18 protein-coding genes are annotated in these 22,683 nt (G+C 65.3%); 8 read left to right on the top strand and 10 right to left on the bottom strand.

The annotated features are described in order from the left end of the window. Positions 1-23: 23 nt before the first annotated feature. Positions 24-626, top strand: a complete 603-nt coding sequence (locus tag ACRQ5J_RS16565; protein WP_432378137.1) for a TetR/AcrR family transcriptional regulator — start codon at positions 24-26, stop codon at positions 624-626. A 102-nt stretch (positions 627-728) separates the two neighbouring features. On the opposite strand, the gene ACRQ5J_RS16560 is transcribed toward ACRQ5J_RS16565, so the two are convergent. The 5 genes from ACRQ5J_RS16560 to ACRQ5J_RS16540 are packed head-to-tail and all read right to left on the bottom strand — an operon-like array spanning position 729 to position 5,223. Then, a complete protein-coding gene (locus tag ACRQ5J_RS16560; protein ID WP_432378135.1) occupies positions 729-1,883 on the bottom strand; it encodes an ABC transporter substrate-binding protein in 1,155 nt (384 codons plus the stop codon). Positions 1,884-1,905: 22 nt separating this feature from the next. Continuing rightward, positions 1,906-2,613 (bottom strand): ABC transporter ATP-binding protein, encoded by a 708-nt coding sequence (locus ACRQ5J_RS16555; RefSeq protein WP_432378133.1) that lies wholly within the window; start codon positions 2,611-2,613, stop codon positions 1,906-1,908. After that, positions 2,600-3,364, bottom strand: a complete 765-nt coding sequence (locus ACRQ5J_RS16550) for an ABC transporter ATP-binding protein (RefSeq protein ID WP_432378131.1) — start codon at positions 3,362-3,364, stop codon at positions 2,600-2,602. Before ACRQ5J_RS16550 ends, ACRQ5J_RS16555 begins: the two co-directional genes overlap by 14 nt. Continuing rightward, positions 3,357-4,358, bottom strand: a complete 1,002-nt coding sequence (locus ACRQ5J_RS16545) for a branched-chain amino acid ABC transporter permease (protein WP_432378129.1) — start codon at positions 4,356-4,358, stop codon at positions 3,357-3,359. Before ACRQ5J_RS16545 ends, ACRQ5J_RS16550 begins: the two co-directional genes overlap by 8 nt. A gap of 1 nt (position 4,359) precedes the next feature. After that, entirely contained in the window at positions 4,360-5,223 is an 864-nt protein-coding gene (locus tag ACRQ5J_RS16540) for a branched-chain amino acid ABC transporter permease (RefSeq protein ID WP_432378127.1), read from the bottom strand. Between the two features lie 120 nt (positions 5,224-5,343). Between ACRQ5J_RS16540 and ACRQ5J_RS16535 the strand changes: the two genes are divergently transcribed. After that, positions 5,344-6,102 (top strand): IclR family transcriptional regulator, encoded by a 759-nt coding sequence (locus tag ACRQ5J_RS16535; protein ID WP_432378125.1) that lies wholly within the window; start codon positions 5,344-5,346, stop codon positions 6,100-6,102. Here ACRQ5J_RS16535 and ACRQ5J_RS16530 read toward each other — a convergent pair. After that, positions 6,071-6,985, bottom strand: coding sequence for an HTH-type transcriptional regulator ArgP (locus ACRQ5J_RS16530; protein ID WP_432378124.1), 915 nt, complete (start codon positions 6,983-6,985; stop codon positions 6,071-6,073). The genes ACRQ5J_RS16535 and ACRQ5J_RS16530 overlap by 32 nt on opposite strands. A gap of 116 nt (positions 6,986-7,101) precedes the next feature. Between ACRQ5J_RS16530 and ACRQ5J_RS16525 the strand changes: the two genes are divergently transcribed. Continuing rightward, positions 7,102-7,716: a trimeric intracellular cation channel family protein gene (locus ACRQ5J_RS16525; protein WP_432378122.1), complete on the top strand. Its 615-nt coding sequence runs from the start codon at positions 7,102-7,104 to the stop codon at positions 7,714-7,716. A 62-nt stretch (positions 7,717-7,778) separates the two neighbouring features. Here ACRQ5J_RS16525 and ACRQ5J_RS16520 read toward each other — a convergent pair whose 3' ends face one another. Beyond that, on the bottom strand, positions 7,779-8,546 hold the full coding sequence (locus ACRQ5J_RS16520) for an AraC family transcriptional regulator (protein ID WP_432378120.1): 768 nt from the start codon (positions 8,544-8,546) through the stop codon (positions 7,779-7,781). Positions 8,547-8,637: 91 nt separating this feature from the next. On the opposite strand from ACRQ5J_RS16520, the gene ACRQ5J_RS16515 reads away from it, so the two are divergent. From ACRQ5J_RS16515 to ACRQ5J_RS16505, 3 genes are all read left to right on the top strand, one after another. Then, complete coding sequence (locus ACRQ5J_RS16515) at positions 8,638-9,255, top strand: MSMEG_1061 family FMN-dependent PPOX-type flavoprotein (protein WP_432378118.1); 618 nt, start codon at positions 8,638-8,640, stop codon at positions 9,253-9,255. 32 nt (positions 9,256-9,287) lie between these two features. Then, positions 9,288-9,479: a DUF1653 domain-containing protein gene (locus ACRQ5J_RS16510; protein ID WP_432378116.1), complete on the top strand. Its 192-nt coding sequence runs from the start codon at positions 9,288-9,290 to the stop codon at positions 9,477-9,479. A gap of 85 nt (positions 9,480-9,564) precedes the next feature. Next, entirely contained in the window at positions 9,565-13,773 is a 4,209-nt protein-coding gene (locus ACRQ5J_RS16505; RefSeq protein WP_432378114.1) for an ATP-binding protein, read from the top strand. Here ACRQ5J_RS16505 and ACRQ5J_RS16500 read toward each other — a convergent pair. After that, complete coding sequence (locus ACRQ5J_RS16500; RefSeq protein ID WP_432378112.1) at positions 13,770-14,753, bottom strand: GlxA family transcriptional regulator; 984 nt, start codon at positions 14,751-14,753, stop codon at positions 13,770-13,772. The two genes, ACRQ5J_RS16505 and ACRQ5J_RS16500, sit on opposite strands and share 4 nt — an antisense overlap. Before the next feature lie 116 nt (positions 14,754-14,869). On the opposite strand from ACRQ5J_RS16500, the gene ACRQ5J_RS16495 reads away from it, so the two are divergent. Both ACRQ5J_RS16495 and ACRQ5J_RS16490 read left to right on the top strand, forming a co-directional pair. Next, positions 14,870-15,976: an S-(hydroxymethyl)glutathione dehydrogenase/class III alcohol dehydrogenase gene (locus tag ACRQ5J_RS16495; protein ID WP_432378111.1), complete on the top strand. Its 1,107-nt coding sequence runs from the start codon at positions 14,870-14,872 to the stop codon at positions 15,974-15,976. Between the two features lie 37 nt (positions 15,977-16,013). Next, positions 16,014-16,928, top strand: a complete 915-nt coding sequence (locus tag ACRQ5J_RS16490) for a substrate-binding domain-containing protein (RefSeq protein WP_432378110.1) — start codon at positions 16,014-16,016, stop codon at positions 16,926-16,928. A 6-nt stretch (positions 16,929-16,934) separates the two neighbouring features. Here the strand turns inward: ACRQ5J_RS16490 and ACRQ5J_RS16485 are convergent, their stop codons facing one another. Continuing rightward, entirely contained in the window at positions 16,935-19,862 is a 2,928-nt protein-coding gene (locus tag ACRQ5J_RS16485) for an insulinase family protein (RefSeq protein WP_432378108.1), read from the bottom strand. After that, positions 19,852-22,626: a hypothetical protein gene (locus ACRQ5J_RS16480; protein ID WP_432378106.1), complete on the bottom strand. Its 2,775-nt coding sequence runs from the start codon at positions 22,624-22,626 to the stop codon at positions 19,852-19,854. Before ACRQ5J_RS16480 ends, ACRQ5J_RS16485 begins: the two co-directional genes overlap by 11 nt. Between the last annotated feature and the right edge of the window lie 57 nt (positions 22,627-22,683).

Genomic DNA, 22,683 nt, shown 5'->3' with positions numbered 1-22,683 from the left:
TGATTAGTAGCGAAAATTTACCAATGAGTATTCTTTCAAAATTCAGCTTCAAGGATCAGGCGTTCAAGCTGCGCGAGAGCGCCATTCTTGACGCCACCACCACCGTGTTGAGCGGCAAGGGCTATGACTTGATGACCATGGACGATGTGGCTGGCGCGGTCGGTATTTCGAAGCCGAGCCTGTACAAGCATTTCAAGTCCAAGGAAGAACTGGTCGGCGAGGCGATGATCCGCCTGCTGGACGGGGCGATCGAGCAGGTGGCGGCGATGGACCCGGCGCTGGGTCCGGTGCAGAAGCTGTCGGCGCTGCTGGAATGGGCGCTGCGGGTGCGGCTGGGCGGCGGTTTGCCGTTCCTGCCGTCGACCAGTCCGCATGTGCGGGATATGTTGATGCGCAATGTGAAGTATATGCTGCGCGTGGTGAAATTGAATCGCCAGCTGGAGGCGCTGGTCAAGCAGGGACAGAAGGCAGGGTTGCTGAACGCCGCCCTGCCGAGTGATGTGATTTTGTTCAGCTACTATGCGCGCACCTGCGATCCGGCGGTGGAGTTTCTCAGCAAATTTAGCAAGATGAGCGATGACGATATCGTGCGACATATGCTGACGGTGGCGTTTCAAGGCCTGTAGCCCCGCCCCCACCGTCATTCCCGCGCAGGCGGGAATCCATAGACCGCAGGCAGGCCATCTCAGCATGGATTCCCGCCTGCGCGGGAATGACGGTGTGGGGGATTACTGTGCGGCGCGCAGCAGCGTGCCTTTCAGCTTGCCGTTCTCCACCGAGGCAACAATGGCATTAACGATCGCGCCGCCGTTCGCATCGAGCCCCTCAACGCTGGCCGGATTGTATTGCCCCGGCAGCGACCGGAACGCCTTATCCATCTGCGCACGAATCGCGCTAGCGTCGCCAACCGTGCCCGCCAGCTTCATCGCCGCGACAGTCGCATGCACCGCCGAATAATTCAGCGCGACTTCGCTGCTTGGGTCCTTGCCGTCGTTCGCCTTGCGATAACGCGCGGTGAACGCCGCCGCATCCGGACGATCGTCGCCGCTCATCGGCATCACGCCGACCGCGCCTTCGAGCGCGGCGTAGCCGCCGGTAACCTTGGCCATCTCATCCAGCTTGGCCTGGTCCAGCACAATGAACGCGCCCTTGAACCCCAGTTCGCGCGCCTGCTTGGCCACGAGCGCGGTCGGCTCCGAGGCGCCGCCGATGAACAGCACATCCGGCTTGGCCTGGATCACGCGGCTGACACCGCTGTAGAAGTCCGCTGCCTTGTTGTACGACATCGGATTGTCCGCCACCACCTTGCCGCCGGCAGCTTCCCATGCCGGCCTGAAGGCCGCCGACCAGGCCTTGGCGTAGTCGTGATCGGCCTGCGCCAGCGCCACGTTCTTGCCGTACTTGCCGATCGCGGTCTTCACAAACGGCGAAATATAGGTGGTGAAGTCGGGCGGAATGCGCACCGTCAGCTTGTTGCCGCGTTCGGTCGCCTGGGGCAGGCTGGTGTAGGCCAGCAGCAGCACCTTCAGCTTTTCGTTCGATGCCTGCGCGGCGAACACGCCGCCCGAATGCGGCACCAGCACCACGGCGGTTTTGTGCTGCTGCACCAGCCGTTGCAGGTTGATGCCGGTTTCGCTCGGATTGTATTTGTCATCCAGCGCGACGATTTCCACCTTGTAGCGCTTGCCGCCGATGTCGACCGGCCTGGCGTTGATTTCATCGGCCGCCATCTGCATGCCACTCAGGACGTTCTTGCCGTACAGCGCGGCGCCGCCGCTAAGCGGCCCCGAATAGCCGATCCGGATGGTTTCCTGCGCCTGGGCGCCGGTGCCGATGGCGGCCAGGCTCAGGGCGAGCACGGCGACATTGAAGCGGTTTTGCATGATGGTCTCCTTAGTTATGGAACTACGCGCCGATATAGGCTTTACGCACTTGCTCGTTGCCGAGCAGTTCTTCACGACTTCCTTCCAGTACGATCTTTCCTTGCTCAATGACGTAGGCGCGGCTGGCGATGTTCAGCGCCGCGTAGGCGTTCTGTTCAGCCAGCAGCACCGTGGTGCCGGCCTGGTTGATGCGGGCGATGATGTCGAACATCTGCTTGACCACCAGCGGCGCCAGGCCCAGCGACGGCTCGTCCAGCAGCAGCGCCTTGGGCCGGCCCATCATCGCGCGGCCGATCGCCACCATCTGCTGCTGGCCGCCGGACAGCGCGCCGGCCGGGCTATCCTTTTTCTCATGCAGGATCGGGAACAGGCCGAACACTTCGTCGAGAATGCGCTGGCTGCCACGGCTGTCGCGGCGGTGGACGTAGCCGCCCAGCAGCAGGTTCTTCAGCACCGACATGCCGGGGAACAGCTGCCGGCCCTCGGGACAGTGAACCAGGCCGTCGGCGACGATCTGCGCCGGCTTGCGGCCGACCAGCTCGCGGCCGTTGAAGCGGATGCTGCCGGCCTTGGCGCGGCGCAGGCCACTGATGGTGTGGAAGATCGAACTCTTGCCGGCGCCGTTGGCGCCCAGCAGCACCACCAGTTCGCCCTCGGCGGCGTGGATGTCGACGCCGTGCAGCGCCTGAAAACCACCATAGGCCAGCGAGACTTGTTCAAGCGTCAGCATGTTCGCTCCCCAGATAGGCATCGATGACGACCGGATTGGCGCGCACTTCGGCCGGCGTGCCCTCGGCGATTTTCTCGCCGTGGTTCAGCACCAGGATGTTGTCGGCCAGGTTCATGATCATGTCCATCTTGTGTTCGATCAGGCAGACGGTCAGGCCCATCGCCTTCATCTTGCGCACCAGCTCGGCCAGCCCCGCCGTCTCCTCGGGATTGACGCCGCCGGCCGGCTCGTCCAGCAACAGCAGCTTGGGATCGGTGGCCAGCGCCAGCGCGAACGCCACGCGCTTGCGCTGCTCCTGCGAAATGTCGCCGGCCAGCCGGGCTTCCAGATGCGACAGGCCGACGAAGTTGAGCGCCTCGCGCGCCTTGGCACGGCTGGCCGCTTCCTCGTCGCGCAGCCGGCGCGTGCCCAGCAGCACGTCGACCAGGTTGGCGCGCGTGCGCAGGCGGTGGCCGACGATCAGGTTGTCGAGCACGCTGGCGTTGTCGAACAGCGTGGTGTTCTGGAAGGTGCGGGCGACGCCGAGGCGCGCCATCTGGTCGGCGCGCAGGCCGGTGACGTCGCGGCCATCGAACACGATGCGGCCCGCGGACGGACGCAGCGCACCGCTGGCCAGGTTGAAAAAAGTGGTCTTGCCGGCGCCGTTCGGTCCGATGATGGCGTTGATGGTGCCGGCTTCAAAGCGCACGCTGACGTCGTTTACCGCCGTCAGGCCGCCGAAGCGCTTGGTGATGGAGGCGATATCAAGCACGGCGCACTCCTTTGCTTGCCGCCACGTGCAGCCGGGGCGCCGGCGTTGCGCGAGCGGCGGCCTTGCGCTTGCGTCGCGCGATCCAGGTGCCGACGATGCCATGCGGCAGGAAAATCACCAGCACCACCAGCAGCGGTCCGAACACGACAAAGCGGTAGTCCTGCAGGAATTGCAGCTGCTGCGTCACCCACGGCACGGTAATCGCGCCGAGCAGCGGCCCGGCCAGCGTGCCGATGCCGCCGACCAGCATATACATGGTCATGTCGAACGTGTGTTCGACGCGGCCCAGGTCCGGGCCGAGGAAGCGCACATAGCCCGCGTACAGTCCGCCCGCCAGGCCGGCGAAGAACACCGACAGCATGAAGGCCAGCAGCTTGTTGCGCATCAGGTTGATGCCGAGCGCCTGCGCCAGATCGTCGCTGTTGCGAATCGCGATGAAGGTATGGCCCAGCAGCGAATGGACGATGCGGTGCATGATCCACATGCTGGCCACGAGGAACAGCAGCACCAGATAGTATTGCGTGCGCGGCTCGGAGAAATCCAGTCCGGCAATCGATTCCGGCGCCGGGATGCCGACGATGCCGACCGTGCCGTGCGTCAGGCTTTCCCATTTCTCGATCAGCAGGTACATGATGTAGCCGACGCACAGCGTGAAGATGGAAAAGAAGTGCGTCTTCAGCCGCAGCGATACCAGCCCGACAAAAAAGCCGATGCCGGCGGCGACCAGCCCGGACAGCGCGAACGCCGCCCAGAACGACACCTGGTAATCGACGGTAAGGATGCCGACGGTGTAGGCGCCCACCGCCATGAAGCCGCTGTGCGCCAGGTTGAACTGGCCGGTGTAGCCGGTGATCAGGTTCAGGCCGACGGTGGCGATGGCGTAGATATAGGCGGTCGACATCACGGTCAGGTGATAGTCGTTGCCGGCGATGAACGGGAAGGCCAGGCCGAACAGCAGCAAGGCGCTCCAGCCGAGTTTAGCGGCGTGGCTCATGCTAGTGCGCTCCTTTCTGGAACAGTCCTTGCGGACGCAGCGACAAGATCAGCACCAGCAGCGCAAAGGCGATGATGTCCTTGTAATCGGTGGAAATATAGAAGGCGCCGAAGGATTCGGCGAAGCCGATGATCAGCCCGCCCGCAATCGCGCCCGGCACACTGCCCATACCGCCCAGCACGATAATGACGAAAGCCTTGGTGATGACCAGGTGGCCCATGCCGCTGTGGACCAGGTTGATCGGCGCGTACAGCACCGCCGCCATGCCGGCCAGCGCGCCGGCGATGGCAAAGGTCAGCATCGCCACGCGGTTGGCGTCGATGCCGACCAGCGCGGCGCCGTCGCGGTTCTGCGCCATGGCGACGATGGTGGCGCCGGTAATAGTTTTCTTGAGGAACAGTTGCAACAGCAGCACCAGCACGAAGGCCGCGACGATGATCATCAGCCGCTGCGCCGGCAAGGTGAGATCGCCGAAGCTCAGGATTTGCGGGTAAGGGCTGCTCATGCGGTGGAAGTCCGCGCCCCAGATCGCCTGCATGCCGGCCTCCAGAAACAGCAGAATCCCGATCGAGGCAATCATGTGATGCAGGTAGGGCGCCTTGCGCAACGGATGGAACACCAGCCGTTCCGACAGCACCGAGATCAACGCCACCGCCGCCGCCGCGCCCGCCATGGCGATCCAGTAGTGATAGCCGAGACGCTCCATCAGGAAAAAGCCGGCATAGGCGCCCGCCATGTAAAACGCGCCATGCGCAAAGTTTGGCACATGCAGAATGCCGTAGACTAGCGTGAGCCCCAACGCCACCAGGCAATACACGCCGCCCAGCGTCAGGCCGTTGAGGACCTGTTGCAGAAATAACTCCATTGTGTCTCCATCATTATGATAGTTTTGCTGTGCAAAACCGAGTTGTGTAGAATGGAATAGAACGAGCGTACTGCTTTTTTGAAAGCTCGGCAAATGGTTTTTTTGCAACGGAGAGATTTAATGCAGGCGAGTCTGGAAGAGCGGTATTTCATCACGGCGCTGGCGCGCGGGCTGGAGGTGCTGGCCTGTTTCCGCGTCGCTGACAAGGGCCTCAGCAATCAGCAGATCGCCGAGCGCTGCAAGTTGCCCAAGTCGACCGTGACCCGCTTCACCTATACGCTGACCAGGCTCGGCTATCTGACGCAGGACGGCAACGGAAAATATGTGCTGGGCGCCGCCACGCTGCGGCTCGGCAGCACCATGTTGCAGGGCCTGGACGTGCGCGACCTGGCGCGGCCGCTGATGCAGGAGCTGGCTGACTTTTCCGGCACCACGGTGGCGCTGGCGGTGCGCGACCGCCTGTCGATGATTTATGTGGATGTCTGCCGCAGCGCGGCGGCGTTGTCGCTGTCGCTGCAAGTGGGCGCGCGCCTGCAATTGGCGGCCTCGGCACTGGGCCGCGCCTATCTGGCCAGGGCGACGGATGCCGAGCGCAAGGAAATCCTCGACCGCGCGCGCGACCTCGATGAAATGATCCACCAGAGCATGCAAAACGGCCTGGATCGTGCGCTGCACGACCAGCAGCAGTACGGCTGCGCCACCTCGTTCGGCGAATGGCAGCCGGATATCAACGGCGTCGCCGTCAGCTTCATGCCGGTCGGAGGCGGCCAGCGGATGTCGATCAATTGCGGCGGGCCGGCAAGCAGCGTATCGCGCGAATACCTGCTCGATGAGGTCAGGCCGCGGCTTATCGGGATTGCGCGGCGGCTGGAGGAGTAAGAATGCGGCCGGCCGCCTCGACGATGTGGGTCGACAGTTCCTCCATGCGCGGCGACTGCACGGTCCACGTATGCCAGTACAGCGCGATATCGGTCGGATGCGCGGGCGCCAGGTCGATCAGCGGATCGCTGGCGTGTTCTGCGCCGGACAACAGCCATTCGGGCACCATCGCATAGCCGGCGCCGTAGCGCACGGCGTTGAAGTGGGCGACCGCGCCCGGCACGTAATGGCTGGGATAAGCGCCTTCCGGCAGGCCGAAGTGGGTCAGCAGGAAGCTCGATTGCAGCGTGTCCTTGCGGGTGTAGGCGACCACCGGGGCGCGGCGGGCGGCGTCGCGCGTCAGGCCTTCCGGCAGCCAGCGTTGGCAGAACGAGGTGCTGGCCATCAGGCGGTAGCGCATGGTGCCCAGCGCCTCGGCGCTGCAACCGCGCATCGGCTCGGCGTCGGTGCTGATGCAGCCGATGACCATGCCGGTCTTGAGCAGCGCGAACGTGTGGTCCTGATCCTCCACCACCAGGTCGAGAATGAAGCGGTCCTTCGCCAGCAGGCTGGCCATGGCTGGAAAGAACCACGTGCCCAGGCTGTCCGAGTTCAGCGCCAGGGACACGGTGGTGGGGCCGGCGTCCAGGTTCAGCAGGTCGGCGCGCAGGTCGTTTTGCAGCAGTTCGGCGCGGCGCAGGTATTGCAGCAGGCGCTGGCCCACCGGCGTCGGCCGGCAGGGGCGGGTGCGCAGGATCAGCGCCGCCCCCAGCGACGACTCCATCGCCCGTATCCGCTGCGACACCGCCGATGGCGTGATGTTCAGCCGGGCGGCGGCGCGTTCGAAGCTGCCGGTGTCGGCGACGGCAAGAAAGGCTTCGTTCTGTTTCGGTTCCAGGTCCATGCTGTATCGGAAGACGTATCTGAAGAAAAATTCATCGTAGGCGAAAACGCCTTAAGTTGCTTCATGTTTGCCATGTTGACAGGCAGAATGCGGCACTTTACCTGAAGGCGTAGCAATTGCTCCATATTATTTACCTGATCGCCATCTCGGCGGAAGCCGCGTCCGGTGCGCTGATGGCCCTGCGCCGCAAGATGGACCTGTTTGGCGTGGCCGTGGTCGGCACTGTCACGGCGCTGGGCGGCGGCTCGATCCGCGACATGCTGCTGGGGCATTATCCGCTGGGTTGGGTCCAGCATCCCGAGTACCTGGTGTACACGATAGGCGCGGCGATTGTGGCCGCGCTGACCGCGCGCCTGGTGCACCGCCTGCGCGCGGCCTTCCTGGTGCTCGACGCGCTGGGGCTGGTGGCGTTCTCCATCATCGGCTGCGACATCGCCGCCAGCGCGGGCGTGCATGTGGCGGTGGTGGTGTTGATGGGCATGATTACCGGCATTGCCGGCGGCCTGCTGCGCGACATCCTGTGCAACCAGGTGCCGCTGGTGCTGCGCCGCGACCTGTACGCCACCGTGGCGCTGGGCACCGGCGCGCTGTACATGGCGCTGCTGCATTTCCACGTTGACCAGCATGTCGCCACGCTGGTGGCGCTGGGTGTCGGCTTCTGCTTCCGCCTGGTGGCAATTTACTTCGTGCTGGCCTTGCCGGTGCTGGAGACGGCCGACGACATCGCGTAGCGGCCGTCGGCGCGCCGCGGCATTCGCCGCGCAGGCCGCTTCCGGCACGGACCTGCAAGGCGCTAGAGATGGCGGCGGTAGTTGGCCGGCGTCTCGCCGAAGGTGCGCCTGAACAGGCTGATGAAAGCACTGGCGGTCGAGTAGCCGAGGTCCAGCGCCACGCGCTGCACCGGCACATCGTCGGCCAGCATTTCCAGCGAGCGCATCAGGCGGGCGCGCTGGCGCCAGGCGGTGAAGTTGAAGCCGGTCTCGGCGACGAAGCGGCGGCTCAGCGTGCGCGAACTGAGCGCGCCCCACGCGGCCCAGGCTTCCAGGTCCCGTTCGTCGGTGGGATCGCCGATGATGGCCTGGGCGATGCGCATCAGGCGCGGATCGTGCGGCAGCGGCAGGCCCAGCGGCTCGACCGGCAGGCTGCGGATCTCGTCGAGGATCACGGCAGCCACGTTGGCGGTGCGTTGGTCCCATTCGCCGGCCGGCCAAGTGCTGGCGCGCAGCACCGCCTCTTTCAGCAGCGCCGAGGTGCGGATCATGCAAGGCCGGTCGGGCAGGTCGCGGCAGGCGGCCGGCGCGATATAGGCGCTCCAGCCGTGGAAGGGTCCGTGCGAACGGCCGCCATGCGGATGATGCGGCGGCAGCCAGACCGCGTGGATGGCCGGCACCACCCACACGCCTTCGGCCACGTCGATCGACAGCAGGCCGCGTAGCGAGCCGCATAATTGCCCGCGCGGATGGCTGTGCGGCGCCGAGGCCAGCTCGGTTTGCTGGCTGCCGACGGCGACAATGATGGGCGGGCCATCGGTGGCGAAATGTGGATCGATCTTGAATGCCATGGCGGATAAATGATATCAAATGGCTTGGATGGGTTATAGCCGCCACTAAAATAGCATTAATCTGGTGCCCATATCAACTTAGGGGCACAACATGGTAGACCTGGATGCACTTTACGCGCCGCCGTCCGAGATGATCCAGCGGGCGGTCATGGACCGCTTGCTCGACTTCCATCGGGAATATCTGAGCGTGGCAACGTTCTTTTGCCTGGCGACCGGCAGCGACAAGGGACTGGACGCCTCGCCGCGCGGCGGGCCGCCGGGCTTTGTGCATGTGCTCGACGAGCGCACGGTGGCGTATGCGGACAGCCCGGGCAACAACCGCATCGAATCGCTGCGCAACCTGGTGCGCGACGACAGGATGGGCATGCTGTTCATCTTCCCGGGCCTGGAGCTCTTCATGCGCATCAATGGCCGCGGCACGGTATCGACCGATCCGGCCCTGCTGGCGCGACTGGGCGAGGGCGGCAAGACGCCGAGGACCGCCACCGTGGTCGCCATTGACGAGGTACTGCTGCATTGCGGCAAAGCCATCAACCGCGCCAGGCTGTGGCAGCCCGAGTCGCAACTGGACCGCGCGCGGTTGCCGACAGTCGGCCAGATGATCGCGCGCTTCAGCAAGATGGCCGATCCGCAGGCCGATATGGACGCTGCCCAGGTGGCGCAGGTCAACGGCCATTACGATCATGCCGTCCGCAACGACCTGTACTAGCGCAGTAAAATAAGGGTTTTACGGAGGGAACGATGCGATTCAGGCATTACAAGGGCGGGATCTACGAGCTGGTCTGCGAGGCCACCATGGAGGCGGACTTGACGCCGATTATTGTGTACCGCGCCGCTGATGGCTCGATCTGGTGCCGTCCGCGCTCGGTGTTTTTCGAGCAGATCGAGGTCGAAGGCCGGCAGGTGCAGCGCTTTACGCCGATCGAGGAGTGACGCGGTTGGCAACACGATTGGCTAAAAGCAATCGAAATAGCCGGGACGCACGGTAGAATAGGGGTCCACCTTCCAGATTGCCGCTATGTCCTCCCAGCTGTCCAGCACTACCACCGATATCAACTGGCTCGCGGGAGGCGGCGAAATGGCCGCCCTGATCGCCACCATCGACTGGTCGCGCACGCCGCTGGGGCCGATCGACGGCTGGCCGCAGAGCCTGCGCACCACGGTCAGCCTGTGCCTGTCCTCGACCTTCCCGATCCTGGTGGCATGGGGCCCGGAATATATCCAGATCTATAACGACGCCTACCGGCCCATCTGTGGCGGCAAGCATCCGCAGTCGATGGGCGAACCGTTCAAGGTGTGCTGGGCCACCGCCTTGCCGGTGGTCGGCGACAAATTCGACCGCGCGCAACAGGGCGAGGGCACGTATATCAAGGACCAGCGCATGTTCCTGGACCGCGACGGCTACCTCGAAGAAGCGTTCATGACGTTTTCGTTCTCGCCGATCCGCGATGAATCCGGCGATGTCGGCGGCATCTTCCACCCGATTACCGAAACCACGGCGATGGTGCTGAACGCGCGCCGCACGCAAACCTTGCGCGACCTGAGCGCCGGCATTGCCGACGCGCGCACGGTGGACGACATCGGCGGCGAAGTGGCGGCGCAGTACGTGCAATACGAACAACTGTCGCTGGATGTGCCGTTCCTGCTGTTCTACCAGCGCGACGAGGCAAGCGGCGAACTGCATCTGCGCGGCCATGCCGGCATCGATGCGGGCAGCGCGCCGGCGCCGCTGCGGACCGGCATGGACGACTTGGTATGGCCGTTCGCCGCGGCCGGCGCCGACGGCAAGCCGCGCCAGGTCGATGGACTGGCGCCGCGCTTCGGCGGCGCCGCTTGCGGACCGTATGAGGAAGCGCCCGATTCCGCGCTGGTGCTGCCGGTCAGCCTGCCGGGCCAGCAGGAGGTATTCGGCTTTGTGGTGGCCGGCGTCAGCGCGCGCCGCGCGGTGGACGACGACTACCGCAATTTCTATGGCCTGCTGAGCGCCGCCTTCAACACGGCGGTCGGCAATGTCACCGCTTATGAGCAGGAGCAGCGCCGCGCCGAGGAGCTGGCGCGCATCGACCGCGCCAAGACGGCGTTCTTCTCCAACGTCTCGCACGAATTCCGCACGCCGCTGACGCTGATTCTCGGTCCGCTGGACGATGCGCTGGCCAACGACGGCCTGTCGGACGAACAGCGGCGCCGCATCGAGACCACGCACCGCAACGCGCTGCGCCTGCTCAAGCTGGTGAACTCGCTGCTGGATTTTTCGCGCATCGAGGCCGGCCGCGTGCAGGCCAGCTATCAGCCGGTGGACCTGGCGCGCTTGACGCTGGAACTAGCCGGCGTGTTCGAATCGGCCATGGCCAAGGGTGGGCTGAGCTACACGCTCGACCTGCCGCCGTTGCCGGAACCGGCCTACGTCGACCGCGACATGTGGGAAAAGATCGTCTTCAACCTGCTGTCGAACGCGTTCAAGTTTACGTTGCAAGGCGGCGTGACGCTGACGCTGCGCGCGCACGCGGGCATGGCGCGGCTGTCGGTGATCGATACCGGCGGCGGCATTCCGGCGCACGAGCTGCCGCGTACTTTCGAACGCTTCCACCGCATCGAGGGCGCGCCGGGGCGTACATATGAGGGCAGCGGCATCGGCCTGGCGCTGATCCAGGAGCTGGTGCGCCTGCACGGCGGCCAGATCGCCGTGCACAGCGTGGTGGGCGAGGGCACGCGCTTCGACGTCGACATTCCGTTCGGCCATGGGCATTTGCCGGCCGACCGCGTGGCCGCGCACGATGCCGATCCGGCGCTGGCCAGCAGCGGCACGCCGCGCACCGGCGCCGCTTTCGTGGAAGAGGCCTTGCGCTGGCTGCCGGATGAAGATCAAGGCTTGCTGCCGCCACGGCCGGCGTCCGGCGACCTGCTGGCGGCGCTCCAGCAGCGCCCGCGCATTCTGATCGCCGACGACAACAACGATATGCGCGCCTATCTGAAGTCGCTGCTCGATCCGCATGCCGATGTGGCGGTGAGCGCGGACGGCGAAGCGGCGTTCGAGCGCCTGCAACGCGAGCCGTGCGATCTGCTGCTCAGCGATGTGATGATGCCAAGGCTGGACGGCTTCGGCCTGATCGCCCGCATTCGCGCCGACGAGGGCTTGCGCCATCTGCCGGTGATCCTGTTGTCGGCCCGCGCCGGCGAGGAAGCCAAGATCGAAGGCTTGCAGGCGGGGGCGGACGACTATCTGGTCAAGCCGTTTTCGACCAACGAGCTGCTGGCGCGAGTGCTGCGGCAGGTGACGCTGGCGCGCGAGCGCGATCAGCAGCGCCAGGATGCCTTGCTGCGCGAGGCTTACTTCCACGCGCTGATTGACGCCTCGCCGGTGATGCTGTGGACCACGGATCCGCATGGCCACACCACGTATCTGAGCCAGCGCTGGTACGACTACACCGGCCGCACGCCGCAGCAGGATCTGGGCAATGGCTGGCTCGATAACATCCATCCCGACGACCGCGATTACGTGGAAGCCAGCTTCGGCGCCGCCCGCGCGGCCGGCGCGCCGTATTCGGTGGACTTCCGCCTGCGCCGCGCCGACGGCAGCTATTGCTGGTGCATCGACGCCGGCATGCCGCGCATCGGCGACGACGGCCAGGCGGTTGGTTTCGTCGGCACGGTGATCGATATCCATGCGCGCAAGGTGTTGCAGGAGCGTTTCGAGCGCGTTGCCGGCGCTGGCGATATCGGCGTATGGCATGCCGATGCGCCGTTCGGCGAGTTGCGCATCAATCCGCAGATGGCGGCGCACCTGGGCCTGGACGGCCTGCATAGCGTCACCGTGCAGCAGGTGCTGGCCGTGGTGGGCGAGGATGATCGTGGGCGTATTTCTTCCGGCATCAGCCGCTCGCTGCGCGACGGCGTGCCGCTGGACGTGGAATTCCGCGTGGAAGGCGGGGCCGCGCCCCGTTGGCTGCGCGCGGTCGGCTGGTGCGATGTGGACGACCAGGGGCAGCCTACGCGCTTCGACGGCATCAGCCTCGATATCAGCATTCACAAGAACGCTGAACTGGAACTGCAACGCCTGGCCGGCGAGTTGACCGAGAAGAATCGCCGCCAGAGCGAGTTCCTGTTCACGCTGGCGCACGAGTTGCGCAATCCGCTGGCGCCGATCCGCGCGGGGCTGGAGCTGATGGCGGCCAGTCCGGCAGGCACGGTGTCCGGCGATTTGCAGGGGATGATGCAGCGTCAGGTCGACCATATGGTGCACCTGGTGGATGATTTGCTCGATATCGCCCGCCTGGCCGAGGGCAAGGTGACGCTGCGGCGCGAACATGTGCTGCTGGAAGATGTGGTCAGCGACGCCGTGGAAATCAGTTCGCCGCTGGTGCGCAAGGGCGGCCACCAGTTGTCTTTGCAGTTGCCGGATGGGCCGCTGACGCTCGATATCGATCGTCATCGCATCGCGCAGGTACTGAGCAATCTGCTGAATAACGCGGCCAAGTACACGCCGCATGGCGGGCGGATTATGCTGTCCGCCAGCATCGCCGACGGCGAGCTGGCGCTGGTGGTCGCGGATAACGGGATTGGCATCGACGCGCATATGCTGTCGTCGGTATTCGACATGTACGCGCAGGTGGAGAGCGGACAGCAGATGGCGCAGGGCGGACTGGGTGTGGGCTTGAATCTGGTGCGCCAGGTGGTGCTGCTGCACGACGGCCGCGTGAGCGCCGAGAGCGACGGCGCCGGCAAAGGCAGCCGTTTCACTGTGCACCTGCCGTTGCCGCTGCCGGTGCACGAAGCGCCGGCCATGGCGGCGCCCGGGCGCGCGCAGATCAGCGACGACGCAGCAACTTCTTCACCCACCTCGGCATCCATGGCGGCCGCCGCACAGCAGGCGGCCGGCTTGCGGGTACTGGTGGTGGACGATAACGTCGATGCGGCAGAGACGCTGGGTGCGCTGCTGGAGTACAGCGGCCATCAGGTGCGGGTGGCGCATAACGGCGCGGGTGCGATCAGCTCCGCAAGAGAGCATCTGCCGCAGGTGGTATTCATGGACATCGGCCTGCCCGACATCAGCGGCTACGATGCCGCGCTGGCGCTGCGCGGCATCGACGGCATGGCCGGCGCCAGGATCATCGCGCTGACCGGATGGGGCACGCCGTCCGACAAGCAGCGCTCCAGCGCCGCCGGCTTCGACCAGCACCTGACCAAGCCGGTCGATTTCAACCAGCTGCTGGCCTCACTGGAGGCTTAAGCGCCGGTGGTGGCGAAACGCTCGCGGTAGACTTTTGGCGTGATGCCCAGCTTTTTCATGAAGACGCGGCGCATGTGCGCCTCGTCGCTGAAGCAGGCGCGCGCCGCAACGGTCTTCAGCGGCAGCGCCAGGTCGGCCAGCAGCTGCGTGCCGCGCTCAAAGCGGCACATCTCGATAAATTCCTGCACGCTCTGTCCGACCTCCTGCTGGAACACGCGGGCGAAGTGACGCTCGCTCATCATGGCCTTTTGCGCCAGCTGCGACACCGACAGGCGCTCGTGCAAATGATCGAGTATCCAGTTTTGCAGCTGGCGGATATTCGGCCGCGTGGTGCGCTCGCTACGCAAGTGCGTGCTGAATTGCGACTGGCCGCCCGGGCGCTTCAGGTACACCACCATTTCGGTGGCCACTTCCAGCGCCAGGTCGCGGCCGTAATCGTCCTCCACCAGCGCCAGCGCCAGGTCGATGCCGGCGGTGACGCCGGCCGAGGTCCACACATTGTCCGAGCGGATGAAGATGGCGTCGGCATCAACCTCGATCGCCGGATACTCGGCCTGCAAGCGGTCGGCCACGCTCCAGTGGGTGGTGGCGCGCTTGCCGTTCAACACCCCGGCGGCGGCAAGGAAGAAGGCGCCCGAGCACAGCGCCGTCAGCAGCTTGATGCGCGGCGCCACCGCCGCCACCCACTCGGTAATCGCCGCGCTTTCCTCCATGGCCTGGCGGATGTGGCGCGCGCCGACGATGATGGCGTTGTCCGGCAGCGCCAGGGGATTGAGCGCCTTGGTCGCCTCCAGCGCCATCAGCGTATCGGAGCGGACCATGCCGGTCTTGTGGGAAGCGATGCGGACATCGTAGCCGGGGCCCTTGCCGCGCCGCTGCAAGTGCAGGTTGGCGTATTCAAACACCGACATCGGGCCGATGGCCTCCATCGCTTTAAAGCCGGGGTAGACCACGATATCGACAGTAATTGGAGAGTTCATAAGGCAGCCAGCAAAATCCGGTCATTATTGTATCAATTCCTGCCATTCTTGACCGGCCGTCCCCACGCGCGCGGGTGCAGGCCTCACAATGCCGGCATCTTTTAACGGGAGCATGCATGAAAACCAAAGCAGCAGTTGCATGGCGCGCCGGCGCGCCGCTGACCATCGAGGAAGTCGACCTGGCCGGCCCGCGCGCCGGCGAGGTGCTGGTCGAGCTGAAAGCCACCGGCATTTGCCATACCGATTACTACACCTTGTCCGGCGCCGATCCGGAAGGACTGTTCCCGGCGATTCTGGGCCACGAGGGCGCGGGCGTGGTGGTGGACGTCGGCCCCGGCGTCACCACGCTGAAAAAGGACGATCACGTCATTCCGCTGTACACGCCGGAATGCCGGCAGTGCAAATTCTGCCTGTCGCAGAAGACCAACCTGTGCCAGGCGATCCGCTCGACGCAGGGGCGCGGCCTGATGCCGGATGCGACCAGCCGCTTCTCGCTGGACGGCAAGCCGCTGTTCCACTATATGGGCACCTCGACCTTCTCCAACTACATCGTGGTGCCGGAGATCGCGCTGGCCAAGATCCGCTCCGACGCGCCGTTCGACAAGGTGTGCTACATCGGTTGCGGTGTGACCACCGGCGTCGGCGCGGTGCTGTTCTCGGCAAAGGTGGAGGCGGGCGCCAACGTGGTGGTATTCGGCCTGGGCGGCATTGGCCTGAACGTGATCCAGGCGGCCAAGATGGTCGGCGCCGACAAGATCATCGGCATCGACATCAACCCGGCGCGTGAAGAAATGGGCCGCAAGTTCGGCATGACCCACTTCATCAATCCGAAGGATGCGGAAAACGTGGTGGACGCCATCGTCCAGCTGACCGACGGCGGCGCCGATTACAGCTTCGAGTGCGTCGGCAACACCACGCTGATGCGCCAGGCGCTGGAGTGCACCCACAAGGGCTGGGGCCAGTCCTTCATCATCGGCGTGGCGGCGGCGGGGCAGGAAATTTCGACCCGGCCGTTCCAGCTGGTGACCGGCCGCGAATGGAAAGGTTCGGCCTTTGGTGGCGCCCGTGGCCGTACCGACGTGCCGAAGATCGTCGACTGGTACATGGAAGGCAAGCTGAATATCGATGACCTGATCACCCATCGCCTCAAGCTCGAAGACATCAACCAGGGCTTCGACCTGATGAAGAGCGGCGAGTCGATCCGTTCGGTGGTGTTGTACTAGGCAGGGCAAGTGGCCGGGTTCTGGTAAGCTCGGTCACATGAAAACGAAAACGCGCCTTGCCGCCATCGCTGTGTTGCTGCTCGCGCCCATCGCGGCGCATGCGGCGGGCTGCATCGGCTTCATACCGAGCGGCGGTGGCGGCAGCTTCTGGCGCGCCGTCCACAGCGGCGCGACCGAGGCCGGAAACGCCCTGGGCTACGAGATTTACTTTCGCGGCCCGCAGGCCGAGGACCAAGCCGACATCCAGAATATCGTGCTCGAAGTCGTGCGCCAGCGGCGCTGCCTGGCCGTCGTCATCGCGCCCGGTTCGCTGGAGGTGGCGCCGGCGGTGGCTAAGCTGAAGCAATCCGGCATCCCCTGGATCTACGTTGACCGCAGCCTGGGCGCGCCTGCGGCCGCCGGCATGGTTGGCACCGATAATTACAAGGCGGGACAATTGGCTGGCGAGTCCATGGCGGCTAGCCTGCATGGCAAAGGGGCGGTGCTGCTGTTCCGCATGAAGCTCGGCTGGCAGACCACCGGCGAGCGCGAACGCGGCTTTGCCGATGCCGCCCGGCGCGGTGGCCTGACGGTTATCGACGCCGGTCCTATCGGCGCGGTGTACGGCGAGGCTTTCATCCGCAGCTCTGCGGCGCTTACGCGTTATGCCGGCCGTTTCCAGGGAGTGTTTGCGCCCAATGAGGCTACCAGCATGGGTGTGCTGACCGCGCTGCGCGAGCATGGGCTGGTCGGGCCGGTCACGTATATCGCAGTGGATGTCACCGACCAGCTACTTGAAGGCGTACGCACCGGCGCGGTGGCGGGCCTGATCGCTCAGGCGCCGCACGCGATCGGGTATCACGCTGTCCACATGGCGGCGGCCGCCATCGAGAAGAAGCTTCCCGCGAGGCGTACCGTCATGCTGGACGCGGTGTACATCACTCCATCCAATCTCGATAGCTATATGCCTTAGCGGCAGCTAGCGGGCCGCCGGCCGTGGCAGCACTTTGACCACCGCCAGGTCGTCGGCCAGCCTGAACTCGCGCGCCAGTTGGCGGATGCTGTCCGGCGTCAGCGTTGCGGTGAGGTGCTTGCTGTCGGCCAGATAGCGGGCGTCGCCAAACTGCGTGTAGCTCAGTTGCAGCCGGTTGAATTGCGCCGTGCCGTCGCTGGTGCGTTTGCTTTCGTCGCTGCGCATTTGCTGGATTTCTTCGTTCAGCATGGCGTTGTCCAGCTGATCCGGCAGACGTTCCAATACGCGGCGGGCGGCGGACCATAAGGCGTCCAGGCGTTCGGGCGCGGCGGTGAATGACAGCTCGCTGGCCAGGCGGTTGCGGCCCGGCTCCAGCGTCAGCTTGTAGTTGAGACGGTAGATGCCGGCTTCCTTCTCGCGCAGTTCCTGGCGCAGCTGGCGATAGACAATTCGCGACAGGATGGCCGTACGCATCGCCCGTTCCGGCGACCATTCCAGCGGCTGGCTGCCCATGGCGCGCAAGCTGCCTTGCGGCTCGATGCCGATGGCAAGCCGGCTTTCATGATACCCCGCGCGCTGCAACAGCGGCTGCGCTGCCTGCATCGCCTGCACCGCGTGCGCCGACTGTCCCGACGACGACGCCGGCACCGTCTGCATCGCCGGCGCTGGCTGCGCCGACTGCACCGCCTGCGCGGACGGCACCGCCTGCGGCGACTGGCCCGGCTGCCCCGACTGCGCGACCTGCGCACTTGGCGCGGCGGACTGGCGCGGGATGCCGGCCAGGTAGCGGCTGGCCAGGTCGCGGACGTGCGCCGCGTCCGACGGGCCGCTGATGAAGTAGGTCACCGGCTGGCGGCTGAGTTGCTGCCATTGCTCGCGCACGGATTGCAAGCCTGCCGGCGACATCAGCGCGCGCAGCGCTTCCGCGTCGGGATAGCCGTCCTGCGGCAGTTCGCCGTAGCGCAGCTTGCTCATCTCGGCCGACATGCGCTCGCTAACGCTGTCCGGGCGGCGCGCCGACTGCCGTTGCAACTGCCGGCTGGCGCCGGTAAGCGCGTCGAGCTGAATCTCGCTTTGCGTCTGGCGGGCAGCGTACAGGTGCAGCAGATCCTGCAACTGCTCCGGCGTCACCTGCGCGCTGTAGCTCAGCTGCGTTTCGCTGTGCTGCTGCGACAGATTGAGCTTGCGCCCGGCCATCCAGCGGCGCAATTCGCCCTCCGCCTGGCCGTTGAGGTCAGCGTTCTGCCCCAGTTGCGCCGCCAGCTGGCGTTGCCAGGATGGCGCACCGGGCAGGCGATAGCCGGCGCCACTTTGCGCGACGAAGCGGGTTTGCTTGTCTTCCGGCGCAGGTTTCCAGACCAGGACGTCGCCGTTGGAAAGCGTCCAACGCTGCACGCCTTCGCCCAGCTCGTCCTGCCGCGTGATGGTCCCGCTGGTGGCAACTTGCGGCATGACGGCCGCCGGTGGCGCCGGCGCGTCTGCCTTGGCCTCGGCCAGTGCCGGCAGCGGCCTGGCCGCCAGCTCCGCCTGCATGCCGCGCACCTCTGCGACCGTGGGCAGCGTCAGCGGACTCAGGCCCGGCGCCATCATGAACACAATGCGGTCTGGTGCGTTGATCCAGCTGCGCACGCGGGCGTTGATCTCCGCGGGCTTCAGGCTGGCCAGAATCGTACGAATATGCGCCTGCTTTTGCAGCGGGTCCTGCAACACGCGTTCGCCCTGAACCGCTTCGCCCAGCATCTGCACCCAGCCGGCAAAATCGCGCGCCTCTTGCTGCGCCGGGCCTTTTTCATTGAGGCGGCGGACCTCTTCAATCTCGGCGCGGATATCTTCCTCGCGCAGGCCTTCCGACAGCACACGCTGGCGCAGTTGCATGATCTCGCGCAGGCCGGCCTGATGGCCGTCGACGGCCACGCTGGAAGCAAAGCCCAGCGACGCGGTCGACTCGCCCAGCTCGCCCTTGGAACTGGTCAGCGACTCTACGCCGCCCGGCAATGACCCGGCCGCGCGCCGCACCAGCGTCCGTAGGCTGCGTTCGGCGATGCGGTCGATGATACGCTCGCGCAGGCCGGCATCGTCCTGCTGCTTGTTGACGGCGAAGCGGTTCACGTAGCCCACCTGGCTGCTGCCGCTTTCCGCGTCCTGCAAGCGGACAACGCGCAACTGGTCGCGCAATTGCGGATCGGCCGGGTTGCGGGCGGGCAGGGCGGCCGCCTTCAGGCCGCCGAAACGGGCGCGGATGCCGGCTTCCAGCGCGGGCACGTCGACATTGCCGACCACCATCAGCGCCATATTGCCCGGCCTGTACCAATCGGTATAGAACTGGCGCAGCGACGCCGCAGGCTGCTCGCGGATGCTGCGCTCGGTGCCGATGGTCGGCCGTTCCGGGTACAGCGAGCCTTCGCGCAGCATGGCGCGGCGCTGCTTGTCCATCCGTTCACGCACGCCGAGCTTGGTGCGCCACTCTTCCAGAATGATCTGGCGCTCGCGCTCCAGTCCCTCGGCCGGGATCAGCGCGCCGCCGGCGATTTCCGACAGCGCGTTAAGGCCGGCGTTGATGCGTTCCGGCCGCTTGTCGAGCGCCAGCTGGTACAGCGTGCGCTCGAAATTGGTCTGGGCGTTGTAATGCTTGCCGATGCGCCAGCCCTGGCTTTCCATATAGGTCCGCAAGCCCTCCGGATGAGCGCCGGTGGTGTGGAACACCATGTGCTCGACCATGTGGGCCACGCCGGACTGGTCGTCCCGCTCGTCCAGCGAGCCAACGCGCACCAGCAGCTGCATCGACACCTGGCTGCCCTTGTCCTTGACGATGTAATAGCTGAAGCCGTTGTCCAGCTGGCCGCGCTGCACGCGGCTGTCCCAGCGGAAGTCTTCGGCGCGCGCGCACAGCGACAGCGCAACGCCCAGCGCGAGTAGTGCCAGCTTAGAACGCATAGCCGATCTCCAGTGCAATGGTGCGGCCGCGCTCGTAGGACACATAATTGTCGCTGACGGTCATCTTGTTCTTCTTGTTGGTCAGGTTCTCGATGGTCAGCTTGACGTCCAGCTTCTGGTCGCGGTGGACCCGCGGCGTCCAGTGCAGCACCGTGTCGATGGCGGCCGAGCGTGGCATATTGGTCTGCTCGAAATTGCGGATATTGGCGCCCTCATGCACGATCGTGCCGTTCTGGACGATCTGCTGGTAGCCGCCGCGCACGCGCAGGATGTTGCTCACGGTCAGCTGCTGCGCCACCGCCGTGCTCATTGCGCCCACGCGCAGCGTCCATGGCCGGTTATAGTTGTCGGCCGGCTTTTCCGAATAACGGATGATTTTGCCGTCGTAGCGGATCAACTCGTCGGTCAGCATGGCGGTGCTGTAGACGTCGTCATAAGTGGCGTAGTTGGACTCGACGTCGCTTTTGTTGATCGCCACCCACATGCGGGTCGCCACGCCGCCGGTCTTGAAGGCGCGCGCGTTGGACCAGCTCAGCGTGATGTCCTTGGTCTTGCTGCTGCCATTATTGGTGTACACATAGCATTGATTGGAATTGCATTCGGTCTGGCGGGTCTTCAGCAGCTTGACGATCTGGTCGTGGCCGTTGCGGCGGGTGACGCGCAGGGCCAGCGGACCGGCCAGCAGTTCGCTGTCATAGCTGGCGCCGAGCGTCAGCTCGTCGTCATACGGCGAGCGCAGGTCTTCCAGCCGGTTCAGCGGCTTGGCCACGACCGGCTCGCTCCACGCCAGCGTGCCGTTGCGTCCCTGGGTGGTTTTCAGCGTGTTGATTTTTTCCTGCAGCGCATAGGCGAACAGATTGCGGCCGTAGTAGCGGTTCACGCCCACGTCCAGAAACAGCGGATCGGCGGCCTGCCAGCCCAGCTTGACGCGCGGCGCGACATTGCTGCCGCCGGCCATGCTGTCATGGTCGGCGCGCACGCCGACGCGCAGCGAAAAGTCGCCCCAGCTGGCGTCGTCCTCGATGAAGGCGGCGCCGGAATGGCTGCTCAGGTCGAAGCTGCCGGCGTGGTAGATCATCAGGTTGCGGAAATACTGGCCCACGCCTTTCAGCGACGGTGTCGCCGAGCACGCCTCGGTGTCCAGCGTGCCGTCGGTCAGGCGGCAAGTGCGGATGGCGTTCGGCAAGTCGGCCACCGTGTAGTAGTTGTACTGGTCTTTCAGGCGCGCGTACTCGGCCTGCTGGCGGCGCAGGTCGACGCCGGCCGCGACGCGGTGCCTGGTCGGCCCCAGCGTTTGCGGCTGGAATGTCGCGCGCAGCTTGTATTCGAGCGATTTCAGTTCCTGGTCGATATCGCCCCAGGCGCCTTCGCCGCTGGTGGCGTTGGTGGCGCCGGTCGGGTCGCCCCAGTTTTTGTCGGTGGACCAGCGCCAGCGGCGGTAGTAATCGGCGTCGCCACGGCGCGACTGCTTGTTTTGCGAGTAGGACAGCTGATTGGTCAGCAGCACCGGCGCGTAGCGCGATTCCAGCTTGCCGCTCAGGTTCAGGCCGCCTCCTTCGATGGTGTAATCGCTGTCGCGGAAGTCTTCCAGAAAATAGGTGTTGGCGGACGGCGCGTACACCAGCGTCAGCTCGCCCTTGTGCGGGCTGCCGGCCGGCGCGTAGTCGGTCTTGACGATCAGCGTGTCCTGCTTGCGCTTTTGCGTCACTTCCTTGCTTTCGGTCGTGCCTTCGTTGCTGGTCGAGAAGCGGCGCAGCGGAATATCCGAGGTCTTGCGGACGGCGCTGATCAGTACGCCCCATTCGCTGGTCGGGCGGGCCTCGACCGTGGTTTTGTAAGTCCACTTTTTGAAGCGCGGCTGCTCGTTTTCGCTCGACGACTGCTCGAAGTCGCGTTCGCGGTTGGGATCGATGAACAGCTTGCTCCACGCCGACGAGGTGTAGCCGACCGCGACGCTGCCGCCGAGCTTCTTGCGCGCCGAGCAGATTTTCGAGCTGACCACGCCGCCCGTGAAGCGGCCGTATTCGGCCGAGATATTCGAATCCTTGACTTCGATGTCGCACAGGATGCTGCTGTCGATGGCCAGCGATTGCGCCGTGCCCGGAATCAGGTCGGCGGTGCCGGCCATGATCTTGGCGCCGGGATCGAGGTCGTTGGCGATCGACACGCCGTCCAGCAGCATCTCGTTCTGGTAGGGCTTGGCGCCGTGGATGCTGATCTCGGCCGGGGCGATTTCGCCGCCGGTGAGCGAGGACAGCTGCGATTCATCGTACTGCACATTGGGGTTGAGCTTGAGCTGGCTGGTGATGTCGCCGTTGATGGCGGCCATGTGCACGATCATTTCGCGGTCCAGCCGGTCCACGGTCGGCAGCGTCGACGCCGTCACCGTGATTTCGCCCATATTGGCGTCCGGCTTGGTCTCGCTGGCCGGCTCGCGCGCCGGCGGCGGCACGGACCGTTCGCGCAGGATGTAGGCGCCGGAGCGCGCCGGCACCACTTCGTAGCGGGTGCCCGCCAGCAGCGCCTGGAAGCCGGACGGCAAGTCATACTTGCCCTGCAAGCCCTTGGATTGCAGGCCGCGCAGCAGGTTGGCGTCGAACACCAGGATCACGCCGGCATCGGCGGCAAAGCGGTTCAGCGCCTCGGCCAGCGGAGCGGCGGCGATGGTGTAGGTTTTAGCGGCGGCGTCGGCGGCATGCGACGGCGCAATCACGCCCGCGCTCAGCAATGCCGCGAGCAGGGCAGTCTTGGGGACCAGTTTCATATTGTCGGCTCAAAAGTTATCTACTTGCTGGTAAGCCGAACGAGTTTCGAAAAAGGA

The sequence above is a fragment of the Duganella sp. P38 genome (assembly GCF_050859475.1).
GTDB lineage: Bacteria > Pseudomonadota > Gammaproteobacteria > Burkholderiales > Burkholderiaceae_D > Rugamonas.
This window is presented reverse-complemented; position numbering and strand designations above follow the sequence as displayed.

Coding starts and splice junctions, on each gene's coding strand:
- ACRQ5J_RS16565 (WP_432378137.1), top strand. CDS start 24: ATGAGTATTCTTTCAAAATTCAGCTTCAAGGATCAGGCGTTCAAGCTG.
- ACRQ5J_RS16560 (WP_432378135.1), bottom strand. CDS start 1,883: ATGCAAAACCGCTTCAATGTCGCCGTGCTCGCCCTGAGCCTGGCCGCC.
- ACRQ5J_RS16555 (WP_432378133.1), bottom strand. CDS start 2,613: ATGCTGACGCTTGAACAAGTCTCGCTGGCCTATGGTGGTTTTCAGGCG.
- ACRQ5J_RS16545 (WP_432378129.1), bottom strand. CDS start 4,358: ATGAGCCACGCCGCTAAACTCGGCTGGAGCGCCTTGCTGCTGTTCGGC.
- ACRQ5J_RS16540 (WP_432378127.1), bottom strand. CDS start 5,223: ATGGAGTTATTTCTGCAACAGGTCCTCAACGGCCTGACGCTGGGCGGC.
- ACRQ5J_RS16535 (WP_432378125.1), top strand. CDS start 5,344: ATGCAGGCGAGTCTGGAAGAGCGGTATTTCATCACGGCGCTGGCGCGC.
- ACRQ5J_RS16530 (WP_432378124.1), bottom strand. CDS start 6,985: ATGGACCTGGAACCGAAACAGAACGAAGCCTTTCTTGCCGTCGCCGAC.
- ACRQ5J_RS16520 (WP_432378120.1), bottom strand. CDS start 8,546: ATGGCATTCAAGATCGATCCACATTTCGCCACCGATGGCCCGCCCATC.
- ACRQ5J_RS16515 (WP_432378118.1), top strand. CDS start 8,638: ATGGTAGACCTGGATGCACTTTACGCGCCGCCGTCCGAGATGATCCAG.
- ACRQ5J_RS16510 (WP_432378116.1), top strand. CDS start 9,288: ATGCGATTCAGGCATTACAAGGGCGGGATCTACGAGCTGGTCTGCGAG.
- ACRQ5J_RS16505 (WP_432378114.1), top strand. CDS start 9,565: ATGTCCTCCCAGCTGTCCAGCACTACCACCGATATCAACTGGCTCGCG.
- ACRQ5J_RS16500 (WP_432378112.1), bottom strand. CDS start 14,753: ATGAACTCTCCAATTACTGTCGATATCGTGGTCTACCCCGGCTTTAAA.
- ACRQ5J_RS16495 (WP_432378111.1), top strand. CDS start 14,870: ATGAAAACCAAAGCAGCAGTTGCATGGCGCGCCGGCGCGCCGCTGACC.
- ACRQ5J_RS16490 (WP_432378110.1), top strand. CDS start 16,014: ATGAAAACGAAAACGCGCCTTGCCGCCATCGCTGTGTTGCTGCTCGCG.
- ACRQ5J_RS16485 (WP_432378108.1), bottom strand. CDS start 19,862: ATGCGTTCTAAGCTGGCACTACTCGCGCTGGGCGTTGCGCTGTCGCTG.
- ACRQ5J_RS16480 (WP_432378106.1), bottom strand. CDS start 22,626: ATGAAACTGGTCCCCAAGACTGCCCTGCTCGCGGCATTGCTGAGCGCG.